Source organism: Streptomyces sp. NBC_01446, from assembly GCF_026340095.1.
Lineage (GTDB): Bacteria > Actinomycetota > Actinomycetes > Streptomycetales > Streptomycetaceae > Streptomyces > Streptomyces aureus.
In genome coordinates this window covers 5,254,109-5,269,217 of record NZ_JAPEPO010000001.1, presented here as the reverse complement: position 1 = coordinate 5,269,217, position 15,109 = coordinate 5,254,109, and the positions used below count along the sequence as shown (strand labels likewise).

Annotated in this window: 11 protein-coding genes and 1 tRNA gene; 7 read left to right on the top strand and 5 right to left on the bottom strand. The window is 69.3% G+C overall.

Translation table 11 applies throughout. From position 1 onward, the window contains the following. Nucleotides 1-287 precede the first annotated feature (287 nt). Entirely contained in the window at nucleotides 288-767 is a 480-nt protein-coding gene (locus tag OG456_RS23635; protein ID WP_266564147.1) for a hypothetical protein, read from the bottom strand. Nucleotides 768-2,166: 1,399 nt separating this feature from the next. Here OG456_RS23635 and OG456_RS23630 point away from each other — a divergent pair. Further along, nucleotides 2,167-3,306 (top strand): glycosyltransferase, encoded by a 1,140-nt coding sequence (locus OG456_RS23630; RefSeq protein ID WP_266564145.1) that lies wholly within the window; start codon nucleotides 2,167-2,169, stop codon nucleotides 3,304-3,306. Between the two features lie 532 nt (nucleotides 3,307-3,838). Here OG456_RS23630 and OG456_RS23625 read toward each other — a convergent pair. From OG456_RS23625 to OG456_RS23610, 4 genes are all read right to left on the bottom strand, one after another. Then, nucleotides 3,839-5,254 carry a Cys-Gln thioester bond-forming surface protein gene (locus tag OG456_RS23625; protein ID WP_266564143.1) on the bottom strand — a complete coding sequence of 472 codons (1,416 nt, stop codon included), beginning with the start codon at nucleotides 5,252-5,254 and terminating at the stop codon, nucleotides 3,839-3,841. Between the two features lie 322 nt (nucleotides 5,255-5,576). Then, nucleotides 5,577-6,056 (bottom strand): single-stranded DNA-binding protein, encoded by a 480-nt coding sequence (locus OG456_RS23620; RefSeq protein ID WP_266564141.1) that lies wholly within the window; start codon nucleotides 6,054-6,056, stop codon nucleotides 5,577-5,579. A 207-nt stretch (nucleotides 6,057-6,263) separates the two neighbouring features. Beyond that, nucleotides 6,264-8,048 (bottom strand): YfjP family GTPase, encoded by a 1,785-nt coding sequence (locus OG456_RS23615; RefSeq protein WP_266569402.1) that lies wholly within the window; start codon nucleotides 8,046-8,048, stop codon nucleotides 6,264-6,266. A gap of 5 nt (nucleotides 8,049-8,053) precedes the next feature. Then, nucleotides 8,054-9,706: a dynamin family protein gene (locus tag OG456_RS23610; RefSeq protein WP_266564139.1), complete on the bottom strand. Its 1,653-nt coding sequence runs from the start codon at nucleotides 9,704-9,706 to the stop codon at nucleotides 8,054-8,056. 277 nt (nucleotides 9,707-9,983) lie between these two features. On the opposite strand from OG456_RS23610, the gene OG456_RS23605 reads away from it, so the two are divergent. From OG456_RS23605 to OG456_RS23580, 6 genes are all read left to right on the top strand, one after another. Then, a tRNA-Arg gene (locus tag OG456_RS23605) sits at nucleotides 9,984-10,059 on the top strand. A 351-nt stretch (nucleotides 10,060-10,410) separates the two neighbouring features. Next, nucleotides 10,411-11,127 carry a MerR family transcriptional regulator gene (locus OG456_RS23600; RefSeq protein WP_266564137.1) on the top strand — a complete coding sequence of 239 codons (717 nt, stop codon included), beginning with the start codon at nucleotides 10,411-10,413 and terminating at the stop codon, nucleotides 11,125-11,127. A 204-nt stretch (nucleotides 11,128-11,331) separates the two neighbouring features. Continuing rightward, nucleotides 11,332-12,468 (top strand): sensor histidine kinase, encoded by a 1,137-nt coding sequence (locus OG456_RS23595; protein ID WP_266564135.1) that lies wholly within the window; start codon nucleotides 11,332-11,334, stop codon nucleotides 12,466-12,468. Continuing rightward, entirely contained in the window at nucleotides 12,431-13,135 is a 705-nt protein-coding gene (locus OG456_RS23590) for a response regulator transcription factor (RefSeq protein ID WP_266564133.1), read from the top strand. Before OG456_RS23595 ends, OG456_RS23590 begins: the two co-directional genes overlap by 38 nt. Nucleotides 13,136-13,351: 216 nt before the next feature. Continuing rightward, nucleotides 13,352-14,185 (top strand): UbiA family prenyltransferase, encoded by an 834-nt coding sequence (locus OG456_RS23585; protein WP_266564131.1) that lies wholly within the window; start codon nucleotides 13,352-13,354, stop codon nucleotides 14,183-14,185. 29 nt (nucleotides 14,186-14,214) lie between these two features. Continuing rightward, nucleotides 14,215-15,039: an AfsR/SARP family transcriptional regulator gene (locus tag OG456_RS23580; RefSeq protein WP_266564129.1), complete on the top strand. Its 825-nt coding sequence runs from the start codon at nucleotides 14,215-14,217 to the stop codon at nucleotides 15,037-15,039. Nucleotides 15,040-15,109 lie beyond the last annotated feature (70 nt).

Genomic DNA, 15,109 nt, shown 5'->3' with positions numbered 1-15,109 from the left:
CACCCCATCTTGCCTGACGGCTACCCTATGGGGGAAACGAGTACGGTCAGGGGTCCACGACCTGGCCCTTCCTGGTGCGCCTCGGTAGCCGATCTGTCACTGGCTGCCGACGTCGGTCACTGTCGAGCCCCTTCGCACGGCCCACAGACGGCCCAGACGGAGCTCTGCCGCGCTGCCGCAGGGTGCCTGGGGCCCGGTCACCAGCAGTGCCCCACGCTTCCGCGCTCATGCTCCGAGAACGGAGAAACCCCTGCTCATCGAGCAGGGGTTTCGTCGCCAAGACGCACTCAGGCTACCGGCCCGGCTACTGCATTGTCGGCGTACCCGTACCCGTGGGCGTACCCGTACCCGTGGGCGTACCCGTACCGGTCGGCGTACCCGTACCGGTCGGCGTACCCGTACCGGTCGGCGTACCCGTACCGGTCGGCGTACCCGTACCGGTCGGCGTACCCGTACCGGTCGGCGTACCCGTACCGGTCGGCGTACCCGTACCGGTCGGCGTACCCGTACCCGTGGGCGTACCCGTACCCGTGGGCGTACCCGTACCGGTCGGCGTACCCGTACCCGTGGGCGTACCCGTACCCGTGGGCGTACCCGTACCGGTCGGCGTACCCGTACCCGTGGGCGTACCCGTACCCGTGGGCGTACCCGTACCGGTCGGCGTACCCGTACCCGTGGGCGTACCCGTACCGGTCGGCGTACCCGTACCCGTGGGCGTACCCGTACCGGTCGGCGTACCCGTACCCGTACCCGTGGGCGTCCCGCACGTCTGGTTGCCGCCACCCTGCTGATTGCCCTGACAGACTGGCCCGTTGATTGTTGAACCAATGATTTGGTTGATTTGGTTGATCGTCTGGTTGACCACCGTTGCCGGCAGACCGAGGCTCTGCGCCTTGGCTTGTGCAGCCGCTGCGCCCTGCGCCCTCGCCTGCGCCGGGGAGGCGCCTGCACTTATGGCCGCTTTTGCTGCGCTCGTTCCGGCTGCTGCGACAGCGGACGCCCCAGCTGCATTTCCTGCGGAACCCCCTCCTGCGCAGGACGTGGAACCTACAGAGAAAGGCCCTGCGCCTGTGACAGCCGTCGGTCCGATACGGCCGTCGGAAGAGGAAGGCACGCTCACCCCTCCGGGCGAAACAGTGAATGCTCCGTTGGGAGCGAAACCCGAGCCTGTCAGGGTCCCCCCGGCGACCTGGCATGTTTGATTCGGCGCTGCGGAGGCCGGCCCCACCGAGCTGGCGGTAATTCCTCCGACGAGTGCGGCTATTGCGGCGGCACCGAGTGCTGCTTTCCCTCGCATGAAACTCTCCTTATGCCTTCGCTTCAACTCGGCGACTGGAGAAGTGTCAGTCCGGACAACATCACGCTAACTCAGCCACTCCACGGGCGCACCTAGGGTTGCAAGCACCAGTGGCGCGCATTATTCTGACCGCATTCAATTTGGGAGCTGTGCTGCGCAACTCCTGGGTTGATTGATGGGGCAGGATATTTCCGAACTGCAACCAGCCCTCTCCAACCCCTCTGACCTGCCGTGGATGGGTGCGATCCGACCCTCCCCAGCAACTTCAGTCGCCTATGGGTTGCACACTCATTGGGAAATCTGGCTACCGTGAGGCCTGACATTTCGGCGCTGCGGCCGTTGCCGGTCGCAACATACCAATGTGCGCCTCCAGCGGGGACAGGGGGCGGACTAAAATCTGCTGCGACAGCAAATGCAAGCCGCCTCGATCTCTGCCATTCGACGATCGAATCAGTAAATTCCCTAGGCTAGGGCTGAAGCGAAACGGGTCTGACCGCCTGATACTCGGCCGGACCTGCTTCGGTAACTCCACGCACGAGCCCGGTCCTGGCCTAGGCCCCAGGGAAGGGCCTCCGCACCGGGAGGGCCTTCAGCAGTCGGAGGCTTTAGTTAACATCCCCGATGATCGTTGAATCAATTATTTGGTTGATTGCCTGGTTGACCACCTAATGCGGATCGGTTGCCAGGGAGATCGGCTCGTCACTCATTGAGAGCAGGTCGGAGGGTATGGTCCGAAGTCGCGGAAATAATTGAATGAAGTTAGCGTAGTGCGCACCCCTAAGGGGGGCTGCCGCCCGACCTGCGCCGGATCGCGCAGGTCCGGGCCAGGCTCCCCTCAACTAACGCGCTCAGCCCGACAGGGAGCAGCGATGATCGTGCAGCCGTCCATTTGCCTATGCATGATCGTAAAGAACGAGTCCGCCGCCATCGAACGCTGCCTCGCGTCGGTCCGTGACCTCATCACCACTTGGGTGATCTCCGACACCGGGTCCACGGACGGCACGCAGAAGATGATCCGCAACGCACTCAGGGACATCCCCGGCGAGCTCCACGAGGAGCCGTGGGTCGATTTCGGTCAGAACCGCAGCCTGAACATCAGTCACGCACGCGGGAAGGCCGATTACTTGCTCCTGCTCGATGCCGACCATGAGATCCGACAGGACGATGCGCTGCCGCCGCTGACGGCCGACGCCTACATGTTGCGGCATGAAGGCGCTTTCGAGTACTGGATCAGGCGGTTGGTCAGGGGGGACATCGCCTGGCGCTACGAGGGTGTCACCCACGAATACCTCACCACCGACGAGCCGGCCGATCAGTCGAAACTCGACGCTCTGGTCATCGTGGACCATGCCGACGGAGGATCGCGTCACGACAAGTCCGAGCGTGACGCACGTCTGCTGAGCGCCGAACTCAAGCGAGACCCAGACAATCCCCGCACTGTCTTCTACCTGGCTCAAACCATGCGAGACATGGGCAGGAAGGAAGAGGCCATCGCCCTGTTCGAGGGTCGCGCCGCCATGGGTGGCTGGCCGGAAGAGGTCTACTTCTCGCAGCTCCAGGCCGGTGTCCTCAAGGCCGAGACGGGCGACTGGCCAGGCGCCATGGATGCGCTTGTGCACGCCTGGGAGACGCGGCCCCAGCGGCTGGAAGCCTGCTACCAACTGTGCTCAAGGCTGCGTTCCATGGGCCACTACCGGGCTGCACATGCCTTCGCCTCCGCCGGTCTCAACCGGCCTGTTCCGGACGACCTGCTGTTCGTCAGCCCCTGGGTGTACCGATGGGGGCTGCTGTTCGAGTTCTCGATCACTGCGTACTGCGTCGGGGACTGGGAGGGTTCCTACCAAGCGTGCGACCGGCTCCTTGCCATGCCTGATCTGCCTGAGGCCATTCGCGAGCAGACGCTTGCCAACCGGGAGTTCCCCGCCCAGCACCTCTCCAAGGTGTGGACGTCCTTTTGGTCGATGGCACGTAGCTGCGGGAGCCCGGGCGGGCGTGAAGTTCCCCCCTGAATTTCGTACGACGACGATGGTTTCGGCCGGTTCATCACCGAGGTCTTCGACCGCGCGGGCGCCTTCCTGCTCGGCCGCTGTATGTACCGTACGGAAAGCTCGAGCCGCCCTCGCTGGTGTCCTCCTGGGCACCGCCAGGTGCCAGCTCCGGAGGGTCTTTCGGCTGGTCGCGTTCTTTTCCTGATCAGCGAGCTGCAACTTGCCAGGAGCAGGCGCCCGGTGCACGAATGGTCCACGGCGCCAGAGGCCGTCGGCGAATACGGGGTCTCAGCTGGGCAGAGTCGATGGGGGCTGCTAGTGCCCTCGGCATTCCGAAAATACGCCGTGCCCTAGGCCCCAGGGCAGGGCCTCCGCGCTGGAGGCCCTGCAGCAGTCGCCGCTTGAAAGAGCTCCAGGGCGCGGGGGGGATTGGCACCGGATGGAAACCGCGTGGCGTGCGTCACTCTTGGTGACGCTCCGGGTGCGGCCGGGAACGCATACGGCCCCGGCCGCCGTGGAGGCGGGCCGGGACCGAGGTCGGGCGTGGTGGGGGTCAGTCCTGGGCCGGGGCCTTCTTCTTGCGGACCAGGAAGACCGCTCCGCCGCCGATCACCACGAGGGCGATGGCGATGCCCGCGATCATCGGGGTGGCGTTCGAGCTGCCGGTCTCGGCGAGGTCGCCGGCCTGGGTGCCGGTGCCGCCCACGGAGGCCGGGCTGGGCTGCGACGACGGCTGCTCACCGCCGCCCGTGGTGCTCTCGGTCTTGCAGTCGAGGACGCCCTTGAAGCGCTTCTCGAAGCCGTTTGGACCCTTGATCGTGAAGTCGTACGCCTGGTCCTCCTGCAACGGGATGGTCACCGTCTGCGACGCACCGGCCGCGATGGTGTGCTCGAGGCCCATCAGCTCGAAGGTGAACGCCTCGTCACCCTTGTTGGTCGCCGTGATGTCCACGCCGCCCTTGGCGCAGTTCTTCTGGGCCGACAGCGCGGGGGCCGCGCCCTTCTTCGCCCAGTTCGCCGTGGCGGTCGCGGAGACCGTGGACTCGCTGGAACCGGCGAGGATCTGCGTCTGGCTGCGGGTCTCGGAGGCGAAGGCCCGGCCGACGGGCACGGTCGTCGACGCCTGCACCGTCAGCGCGGCCGTGCCGTCGGCGGCGTCCTCGGGGACGTCGAAGAACAGCTGCCCGCCGTCGACGGCGGACGTCACAAGCTTGCCGCCCTTGTCGACGACCTTGACCCCGCTGGCGGCCGCGTCGGCGGGCGGCGTCACGCTCACGCTGTCGGCGTTCGTACGGACCGTGACCGGGCCGAGCCGGTCACCGGCGCGGCCGGAGACGGCGGAGGGCTCCAGGTTCAGCGAGGCCTTCGGCTCGGCGAGGGGCCGGGCGCTCTTCTGCAGGTAGTCGGCGAGCTTCTCGGCCGCGGGGCTGACCGCGTCCACGTCCGCGCCGTCGGAGTAGCGCCAGATGGCGACCTGGGTGCCGGCCGCGGCGTCCTTCTCGGTGAGGCTGCCGGCGCCGGCCTTGCGGGCCAGCTCGGCGAGGTCGTTGACCTGGGGGTAGGAGTTCTGCAGGATCCAGCGGATCTTGCCCGCGTCCGCGTTCCCGTTCAGCGACGTGCCGCTCCAGGGGGTCTCCTGGTACTTGGCGTCCCGCTGGGTCGGGTTGTGGATGTCGATGCAGTACGTCTGCAGCGTGCCGCCGTTGTCGACGGACATCTCGAAGAGTCCGGCGGAGACGGGCTGGTCCTGGCCGTGGTCGTGGATGACGGCCTGACCGTAGGTCTTGAGCCCGCCGATCGTGGCGGTCGCGCCGCCCTGCTGCTGGGGGACCTCGTCCGCAGAGGCCGCACCAGCGCCGGATATCGCGGCGGTGGCCACGAGTCCGGACACCAGGGCCGCCGCGGCGAGGCGGGCGGCGCCCCGCCCGCGAGGGGTGACCGCCGACAACACAGATACCGCAGAGAACACAGAATTCCCCTTCAGGCGGGAGACATTGGCACGAGGGGGGTGACGTCCCGCCGACAGAACGATGTGTGAGTCAGACGCTTGAGCAGACGTCCGAATCAATGGCCCCGTGGGCTACGCCCGGCATCCTAAGGAAGCCGCGCACCACAGTCCCCAGGTCAGAGGGGTACGAGAGCGATCCGACTCGGAATCGTTATCGCCGCTAATGATTACGGCGCTGGCTTATCGACAAATCAACGGCATGGAACCGGTGTTCATTCGCCGATAAGCCGCACTTCGGGCCGCATTCGCAACGCGTCTCGACCCGAGGGCTCATCGGCCTGTTTCAGCCGACGGCGGCCGGTTCTCGCCGTTCGCTCTGTTCTCCCTGCTCCTTTGGTTCACCATCCGCTTGCGCATCGATCTCGAACGACGGCTCGTCGCCGTCCGGTTGGCCCCCCGGCCGGCCCTGCCGGGCACGCCGGAACGCGGTTGTCCCGCGCGACAGGTCGTGCCCGACGGCCGACGCCTGGATGTCCGCCGACGTCCAGTGCTGCCCGCCCCGCTCCTCGTCCCGCACCCTCAACCTCCCCTGGACGAGCACCGGTTCACCGATGGACAGCGAGCCCTGCACATTCGTGCCGAGCGCGCCCCACGCCCACACCGTGAAGAAGTTCGTGTGCCCGTCCACCCACTCGTTGCGCACCCGGTCGAAGCGCCGGGCTGTCGCCGCGAGCCGGAACCGCGCCACCGGCCCCTTCGGCAGCTCCCGGTACACCGGCGTCGTCGCGACGTTCCCCACGACCGTCACCGTCGTCTCGCTCATGTCGGTCCACCCCTCCCCTGCGCACGGACGCGTGCGGGCCCGTCCCGCACGGCCTCGTCCGCACCGCGTTCCCGGTCGGTTCCGGGTTCGCGATCTCAGACTGCCTGTGCCGGGACGAGCCCGCTGAAGCCTGTGTTCTACTGGCCGGTTGTGGAAAACCCCGTCACCCAGCCGAGGCCAGGTGGGGGTGGGGGTGGGGGCCGCGCCTCACCCCGTCACCTTCACGTACTGCTCCCTGACCTCGCGGTACCGCAGCAGCTCGGCGGCCACCGGATCGAGGACGCGGGCCCGGCCGCACCCCGCCGCCGCCTCCCGCAGGCGCCGTTCCGCGTCGAGCCCGTAGCGCCGCGCCGGCCCCTTCGCCGCCATCCGGCACGACCACTCCACGCACGGTCCGCCGACGATGCCGCACAGCATCAACAGCACCGGCACCCCGAGGTTCGGATCGAGGACGCCGATGATCTGCCCCAACAGCCATAGCCCGCCGATGACCTGAACGATCGTCATGGAGATCTGGGCGAGTACCGCGACCGGCCACCAGCCGGGCCTCGGCAACCGAGGCGGCGGCGACCCCGCCGAGACCGCCAGGTCGTCGAGCGCCTCCGGAAGCCCCTCCGCTCCCCGCGTAGCCGCCTCCCGCACCGCCTGTCCCCAGGGCCCCGGCAGTCCCGCCGACGCCCGCTCGCCCACGATGCGCACCGCGTGCTCCACGCGCTGGCGCGCCGTCGCCTCTTCGTCGGAGGGCGCGGGCCTGACCGTCAGTGTGGCGCTCGGGGCGCCCCGGCCCTCGTACCAGCGCCAGAGCCGCAGCCACGGGGTGCCGCACGCCTTGTTGGCGTTGCGGCGCCAGGCTCGCTCGGCCGCCTGACCCGCGGCCTCGGCGCCCACGGCGTCGGCGAGCCGGTCGGCGAACTCCTCGCGGGCATCCTCGCTGAGCCCGCTCTTGCGCCCGGTCGCGTAGACGGGCCGCAGCCGCAGCGCCGCCGCGTCGATGTCGGCCGCGATCCGGCGGGCGGCGGCGCCTTGCTCCTTAGTGAACTGGTCCAGGGACTCGCGCAGTTCATCGACACCGTCACCGGTGAGCGCGGACAGGGAGAGCACGGTCGCGCCCGGTTCACCGTGCTCGCCGAGCGCAATCCCGTCCTCGTCGAGAAGGCGCCGCAGATCGTCGAGTACGAGGTCGGCGGCCTCGCCGGGCAGCCGGTCCACCTGGTTGAGGACGACGAAGGTGACCTCGGCGTGGCCGGCCAGGGGCCGAAGATAACGCTCGTGCAGCATCGCATCGGCGTACTTCTCGGGGTCGACGACCCAGATGACGGCGTCGACGAGCTCAAGGATCCGGTCGACCTGCTCACGGTGCGCGACGGCCGCCGAGTCGTGGTCGGGCAGGTCCACCAGGACGAGCCCCTTGAGCGGCGCGTCCACACCCTGGGGGCCCTGGCCCTGGAGCGGGCGGCGGCGCAGCCGGCCGGGGATCCCGAGCCGGTCGAGGAGCCCCGCGGCGCCGTCCGTCCAGCTGCACGCGATGGGCGCGGAGGTGGTGGGCCTGCGCAGTCCCGTCTCGGACAGGGGCACGCCGGCGAGGGCGTTGAAGAGGGTCGACTTGCCGCTGCCGGTGGCGCCCGCGATGGCGACGACGGTGTGCCGGTGGGAGAGCCGGCGCCGGGCGGCCGCCTGGTCGAGCACGTGGCCCGCCTCGGCGAGGGCCGCGCCGTCGACGCGGGCACGGGAGAGGCCGACGAGTTCGCGCAGCGCGTCGAGGCGTGCGACGAGTTCCGTGTCGGCGTCGTGCAGCTCGTCCTCGTGGGCGTACGGGTCGGGTACGTCCTCCACGTCGAAGACGCCGGAGTCCGCCACTCGCCGGGCGATGAGCCCGTCGTCCCAGGCGCCGCCGGAGCCGTCCGCGTCGCCCCTCGGCGGATCCACCCGCCCGGCCGGTTCCGTGCCATCGGTGTGTTCGGCGTGCTCGGTGTGGTCCGTGACGGCGGTCACCGCGGTCACCTCTCCTTCTGCAGTACGGACAGCGCGGCGATCAGTTCGGCCTGGGACTCGGGGTGTACGTCGAGTGCGTAGAGCGGCGCGAGCCTGCGTTCGCGCTCCACGGCGAGCACCTTGTCCAGGTAGTCGGTGAGCAGCCGCCCGCCCCGGTCGCGCAGGCGCAGGGCCCCTTGGGCGCCGATGCGTTCGGCGAGGCTCTCGCCCGCGCTGCGGGCGCGGTTCCCGCCGAGAAGGGCCGTGGCGAGGAGGGCGGCGACGAGTTCGGTGTCGGGCGGCGGGGCGGTGTCCAGGGTGCGTACCTGTTCCTCCGCGTACTCCTCGAGCACGCGGCGCCAGCGGCGTACGGCCATGCCGATGCGGTGTTCCGCGGTCTCCAGGTCGGGGTCCCGGGCGGCGAGTCCGTCCGCCGCGCCCGCGGGGTCGCGGTGCCAGGCCTCGTCGATGCGTTCGTCGGCGGCGGTGACGGCGCACAGGAGGAGCGCGCCGAGGCTCTCGGTGAGCGCGTCGAGGAGTTCGGCGGGCGCGCAGTCGAGGGGGTAGCTGCGCCACCGTTTGAGGGCGTCCCCGGCGAGCACGCCGCCGCTCTGGAGCCGGGTGCGCACGCGCGCGTCCTCCCTCGCGTACGTCTCGTCGACGATGGCGGTGAGGCGCAGGGCGGCGGCGTACTGGGAGGCGACGGCGCCGGCGAGTCCGGGGGTGCGGACCCGGAGGGAGTCGATGACGCCGTTGGCGGTGCGGGCGATGGCCGTGCAGCGGGCGGTGGGTTCCTGCACGCGGTGGGTGAGCCAGGCGCGCAGGGGGGCGACGGCGGAGGCCGGCAGGAGGCCGCCGCCGCCGGTGGACTCGGGCAGTTCGGGGACGGTGAAGCGCGGTACGTCGCCGAGTCCGGCCTTGGCGAGCAGGGCACCGTACTGGCGGGAGACCTCGGTGACCATCTGGTGGGGCACGCGGTCGAGGACGGTGACGAGGGTCGCGTTGTTCTCCTTGGCGCTGCGCAGCAGGTGCCAGGGCACGGCGTCGGCGTAGCGGGAGGCGGTGGTGACCATGATCCAGACGTCGGCGGCGCTGATGAGCCGGGCGGCGAGCACGCGGTTGTGGGCGACGAGGGAGTCGACGTCGGGCGCGTCGAGGAGGGCGAGCCCGCGGGGCAGGTTGCCGGAGGTCTCGACGCGCAGGACGTCTTCGTCGTCGTCGGCGGGGACAAAGGCCCCGAGCTCGGTGTCGTCGGGTCGCCGTGGCATCCATACGCGGGTGAGGTCGGGCAGGACGCGGGCCCCGGAGAACCAGCGGTGGTCCTCCGGGTGGCAGACGAGTACGGGGGTGCGGGTCGTGGGCCGCAAAACCCCGGCCTCGCTGACCTTCCGCCCGACGAGGGAATTGACGAGGGTCGACTTGCCTGCGCCGGTCGACCCGCCGATCACGGCGAGCAAGGGGGCTTCGGGGTCTCGCAGCCGGGGCACGAGATAGTCGTCGAGCTGCGCGAGGAGTTCTGCCCGGTTGGCGCGCGCACGCGGCGCCCCCGGGAGAGGGAGAGGAAAACGCGCGGCGGCGACACGGTCGCGCAGCGCGGAGAGTGCGTCGAGCAGCTGAGGCCGTACGTCCAAGGTCACCACATGCGAAGAATGCCCAATTTTGGCGGCTTTCTGAAGCATATGGACGTCTCTGCGCGCCGATGCGGCCCATCCGGTCCATGGGACGGAAGGGACGACTGGGGCGCAGGCATAACGAGTGCACAACACCCGGGGCGTGAGACGCCAAAAGCGGTGCAGGATTCGTACCTGCCTGCGATTATCAGGACCGCTTCACCGAACCTCCACATCGTGCCACGGAGGCGAAGCAGCAGGGACAGGGATCCGGGAGCCCTATCCTTGGTCCCGGCAAGGTCACGGATCTCCCCCACATCCGTCCCGAGCCACTGGCCACACACCGGCCCCCGTAGCTCAGTGGATAGAGCAGGCGCCTTCTAAGCGCTTGGCCGCAGGTTCGAGTCCTGCCGGGGGCACCACATATTTCCGGGTTGCCGGCCCTCCTCAGGGAGGGCTTTTTTCATGGGGTCCGCCGGACGCTAGCGAGTCGGCCGTAGCGGTGACGTAAGCGATACCGCACCGACGGATCCGGGGGTCGCCCCCGCCGGTACCACCCCCGACACGCCCAAGCGGCGATCGGCCCGGTCTCAGGGGGCAGCGCGGGTACTTCCTTGGTTGTAGTGGTGATCGAGTTCACTCGGGCCGCCTTGTGCCCGTGTTCCGATGCTGCATATGGTCCCGCTGATTCCCCTCGCCATTCCGCACGGATCCGCCCGTACACCCCGAAGTAGACGGCTGTTCAGCCGAGTTGGCCCGAAGGTGAGTGAGACGTGCCGCAGCTCTCCGATCTGAGCCGCCGGACCGGCGTCCCCGACCGCATGCTCAGGTTCTATCTGCGCATGGAGCTCCTGCCGGCTCTGGACGAGTCCCAGGAGTACGACGAGTCCCATGTCCGGCGGGTGGCGCTCGTGCGGACGCTGCTCGATGTCGGGGGGCTCTCCCCCGCGGCGATCCGGCAGATCGTCGGGCGGATCGACACCTCGCCGCCGCTGCACGAGCTGCTCGGCGCGGTCCAGTACGCGCTGCCCGCGCGCGGGTCCGTGTCGCAGGATCAGCAGTGGGAGCGCGCCAAGGAGCGGACGACGGCGCTCGCCGAGCAGCGGTCGTGGCAGGTCAGCCCGGACAATCCGGCCTGGCAGACGCTCACCCAGGTCCTGGTCACCTGTGAATGGCTGGAACAGCGCGATCTGCCGCGGCTCCTGGAGACGTATGCGGAGGCACTCGAGCGGGTCGTCGACATCGAGGTGCAGTTGCTGCGCCGGCAGCCCGACCCCGAGAGTGCCGCGGCGAGCATGGTGTCCGGCACCGTGCTCGGCGACGTCGCGCTTTCCGCGCTGCGCCGGCTGATTCATGAACATTTCTCATGCTCGGCACAGAAGTTGGCCGAAACAGGCGATACGACCCGTGGCGGGCCCACGGACGTGATGGGTCGGGAAACTGCGCGTTCCGTTCACGACGAAGTCGTGGATGGCGCCCGCGAGAGCTGACGAAGCCGCCTTGGATTGCCTTGTCAGCAGGCCCGTAAATACAGGTAGTTGAAGGCCGCGCCTATACGGCGGAGTATCCCGGTTGTCGCTTGACACCCCGTCGCGGCACGAGGCATGCTCAATCCGATCTTCGAACCGTCTTCCCTCTTGACAACGTAGTCCGGACCTGGAAGCGGCGACGGGTATCGACGGGGGGAAGGAAACGTGCACGACGCATCGCCGCAGGAAATCCAGGGGGAGACTCCGGATCCTGAAGGCGCGACGCTCGCTGCGGAATTACAGGCACTGGAAGCGGAACTGCTCGACGCCTATCGGCGCGCTCTGCTCGAGCAGAACAATCCGCTCGGCATGGATCAGGAAGCCTGGACATCCTGCCGCGAGCAGGCCCAGCACATTCTCGGGGAATGCGTGCACGCCTTGCGGTGCGGCACCGAAGCGCCGCTCAATCCCCAGCTCATGAAGAAGACCCGGCGTCTCGGCGGCGCCCGGATCTCACAGGGAATTCCGCCGGTCCACTCGGTCCGCGCGGGATCCATGTTCTTCCAGATCACCATGGAGTTCCTGGGACGGATCTTCGCGGACCGGCCCGGCTCCGAGCATTACCTGATGAAGGTGCCGCCCATTCTGCAGTCCGCGATCACGCGGCGCCTCGAAGAAGGCTCCAGCGGATACGACCTCTTCCTGCTCGACGTCGTGCGTGATGCCGCACAGCAGGGCCGGCACGGCATGGCCCGCGAGATCCACGACCGGATCGGCAGCACCGCCAGCCTCGCCCTGCGCCAGCTCGAGCTCTACGAACTCACGCAGCACGCCGCCTCGTCTGACGCCCGGCTCGGCAGCCTCAAGCAGGCGATCCTGGAGACGCTCTACACCACCCGGGACATCGTCACCGAGCTGCGCACCAGGTCGGACACGTGCCGCTCGCTCCAGCTCGCCCTGTCCGCGTTCGTCAGCGCCATGGCGATCGACGAACCCGTGGTGGAGATCCATGTCGACGACCCGGACGACCTGCTGCCCCGCGGCGTCAGCGACGACCTGTTCATCATGCTCCGCGAGTGCCTGCGCAACGCGCTGGCCCACGCCTCGGCGTCCCGCGTCACCATCGACGTAAGGGTCGACGCGCGTCACGTCCAGGCGTCCGTGCACGACGACGGCGTCGGCTTCGTACCGGGGCAGCGGCAGGGGAACGGGCTCGCGTCGCTGACCGAGCGCGCGCAGCTCCTGGCCGGCCGGCTCACCATCAACAGTGCCCCCGGGCACGGCACGGCCATCGAGCTGTCCGTCCCCCTGGACGAGGAGGAACATGCAGACGACGGACGAGGGACGGCACGGCACGGCTGAGCCGATCCGCATCATCGCCGTCGACGACCACTCCCTGCTGCGCACCGCCCTGTGCCAGCTGCTCGACGCGGAGGACGACCTGCGGGTCGTGGCGGACGTCGACACCTCGCAGGGCCTGGGCGATCTGGTGGAGCGCACGGGCGCGCAGGTCGTGCTGCTCGACGTGGAGATGCCCGATCACCACGCGCCCAGCGTCGTCAGCGAGCTGACGGGGCGCTTCCCGGAACTGCACGTGCTGATGCTGACGATGTACAACGACGCGCAGCTGGTGCAGGAGCTGCTCGCCCGGGGCGCGCGCGGCTATCTGCACAAGAGCGTGCCGCGCGAGTCACTCCTGTCGGCGATCCGGAATACCGCGGCGCGCGATCCGCACGTGACGATCGCCGTGCCCCGCAGCGGAATTCCAGAATCCGGATTCAGTGAGCCGCAACAGACCCTTTCCCCCAGGGAACGGGAAGTGCTCACGCAGGCGGCGGCCGCTCTGAGTAATCGTCAGATCGCCACCCGGCTGCGGATTACCGAAGGCACCGTGAAGCGACATCTGCGCAACATCTTCGAGAAACTCCACGCCGTATCACGTATCGACGCCGTTAACAAAGCGGTGGACGCGCAGCTGATCAGAAGACCGCAGGGCCTTGGACGTGACGCGAAATCGCCCAACCCATAGGCAGGTTGAGTCACGGGGATACATCTTAGGGAGTATCCCCGTGGCCCATGGAGAGTCTGTCACCTCTCCCTCACTCGGATTAGATTCGCAGGTATGTCGACAGCGACGCCTGCGAAAACCCTGATAACCACCACGACTCCGCCATCCGGAAAATCGGCCGGTGCCCTGGGGAAGTTCCGCCTCCTGGCCCTGTGCGCACAGGAATCCAGGTATGCCGTGCAGGTCATCTTTCTGCTGCGCTTCCTGGTGGCCGGTACGGCCGGAACCACTTCTTACGTGTCCCACCTGGCAATTCGGCCGTCACTCGTTCTCGGCGCGGCCGTCTGGTTCTGTTCCGTCTCATTCACCTATCTCTACAACGGTGTCACGGATATCCACGAGGACCGGGCCAACGGCTCCGTGCGGCCCATCGCACGAGGCGCCCTGCCCGTCCGCTTCGCCCGCACCACCGCCCGGGTGCTCGCCGCCCTCGCCCTCACCGGCGGCGCCGTGCTCGGTCCGCTGATGTTCCTGGTCACCGCCGGCATGCTGCTGCTCGGATACGCGTACTCCGCGCCCCGCCTCGCCCTCAAGAGCCGCACCCCCGGCACCATCGCCGTCGTCGTGGCCAGCGGCGCCCTCGCCTACGCTGCGGGCGCCCTGAGCGGCACCGCGCCCCTGTCCCCCGCGCTGCTCGCCTTCTCGGCCGCCATGTGCCTGTGGATGGGCATGGTCGGCGCGGTGGCCAAGGACTTCTCCGACGCCGAGGGCGACGCCAAGCACGGCCGCCGCAACTGGACCGTCGTCTGGGGCCGCGCCGTCACCGCGCTCATCGTGTCGCTGAGCGCCGTGGGGATCGGCGCCGCGCTCCTCGTGTGCGCCGTGGCCACGGCCGCGTACGGGCTGCTCGCGCCCGCCGGTGTGGTCCTGTGCGGGGCGCTCGCGCTGAGCGCCGCCGCGCTGACCGCCCGCCGCGACGACTCGCGCGCCCGGCGCCGGCTGCCGTACCGGATCTTCATGGTCACCCAGTACGCGGCGCATCTCGTCACCTTCGCCCAGCCCATCACATGAGCAGTTCCGACAGAAACGGGGGACCCACGATGCGCGACACCCAGGCCCGCTTCCGAATACCGGGCGTCACGGCCTCGGAACCCGACGGGAGCGTCGGCTTCCGCATCCTCGGCCCGCTGGAGGCCGTCGGCGGCGGCGTGACGCACCGGCCACGCGGGCCCAAGGTGCGCAAGCTGCTCGCGCTCCTCGCCGTGCGTGCCCACGACATCGTCGAGGTGGACACGCTCGTCGAGGAACTCTGGGACGGGGCGCCGCCGCCCACCGCCGTCAGCACCGTGCGCACGCACATCTACCACCTGCGCCAGGAGCTGGAGCGCGAGCTCGGCGCCGGCGCCGTCCGCGACGTCATCTCCACCGAGGCCACCGGGTACTCGCTCCGCACCGCGCCGGGCCGCCTCGACCTGGAGAACTTCACCCGCCTGTACGGGCAGGGGCGCGCCGAGCTGCGCGCCGGGCGCCGCGAGAAGGCCCTGGAACGCCTGGACACCGCGCTCGGGCTGTGGCGTGGGCGGACTCTGTCCGATGTCGGCCAGGGCCGGGTACTCGCCGGGCATGCCGCACGTATCGAGGAACTGCGCGTGCGCGCCCAGGAGTTGCGCATCGAGGCGGCCATGGGGCTCGGCCGCCACCGCGAGCTCGTGCCCGAGCTGCGCCGCCTGGTCGCCGTCGACCCGCTCAACGAGTGGCTGCACGCGCGCCTCATCGACGCGCTGCACCGGTGCGGGCGGCGCGGGGACGCGCTGCGCGCCTTCCATGACGTACGGGCCGTGCTGGCCGAGGAGCTGGGGCTGGAGCCCTCCGAGGACCTGCGGCAGCTTCAGCATCACATCCTGGCGGGCGGGTCGGCGGCGTGAGCGGCGTCTTTGTCGCTACGGGGAGTGGGCCGGGGAGGAGTGGGCCGGGGAGTCGTTCGGCCAGTGGTTC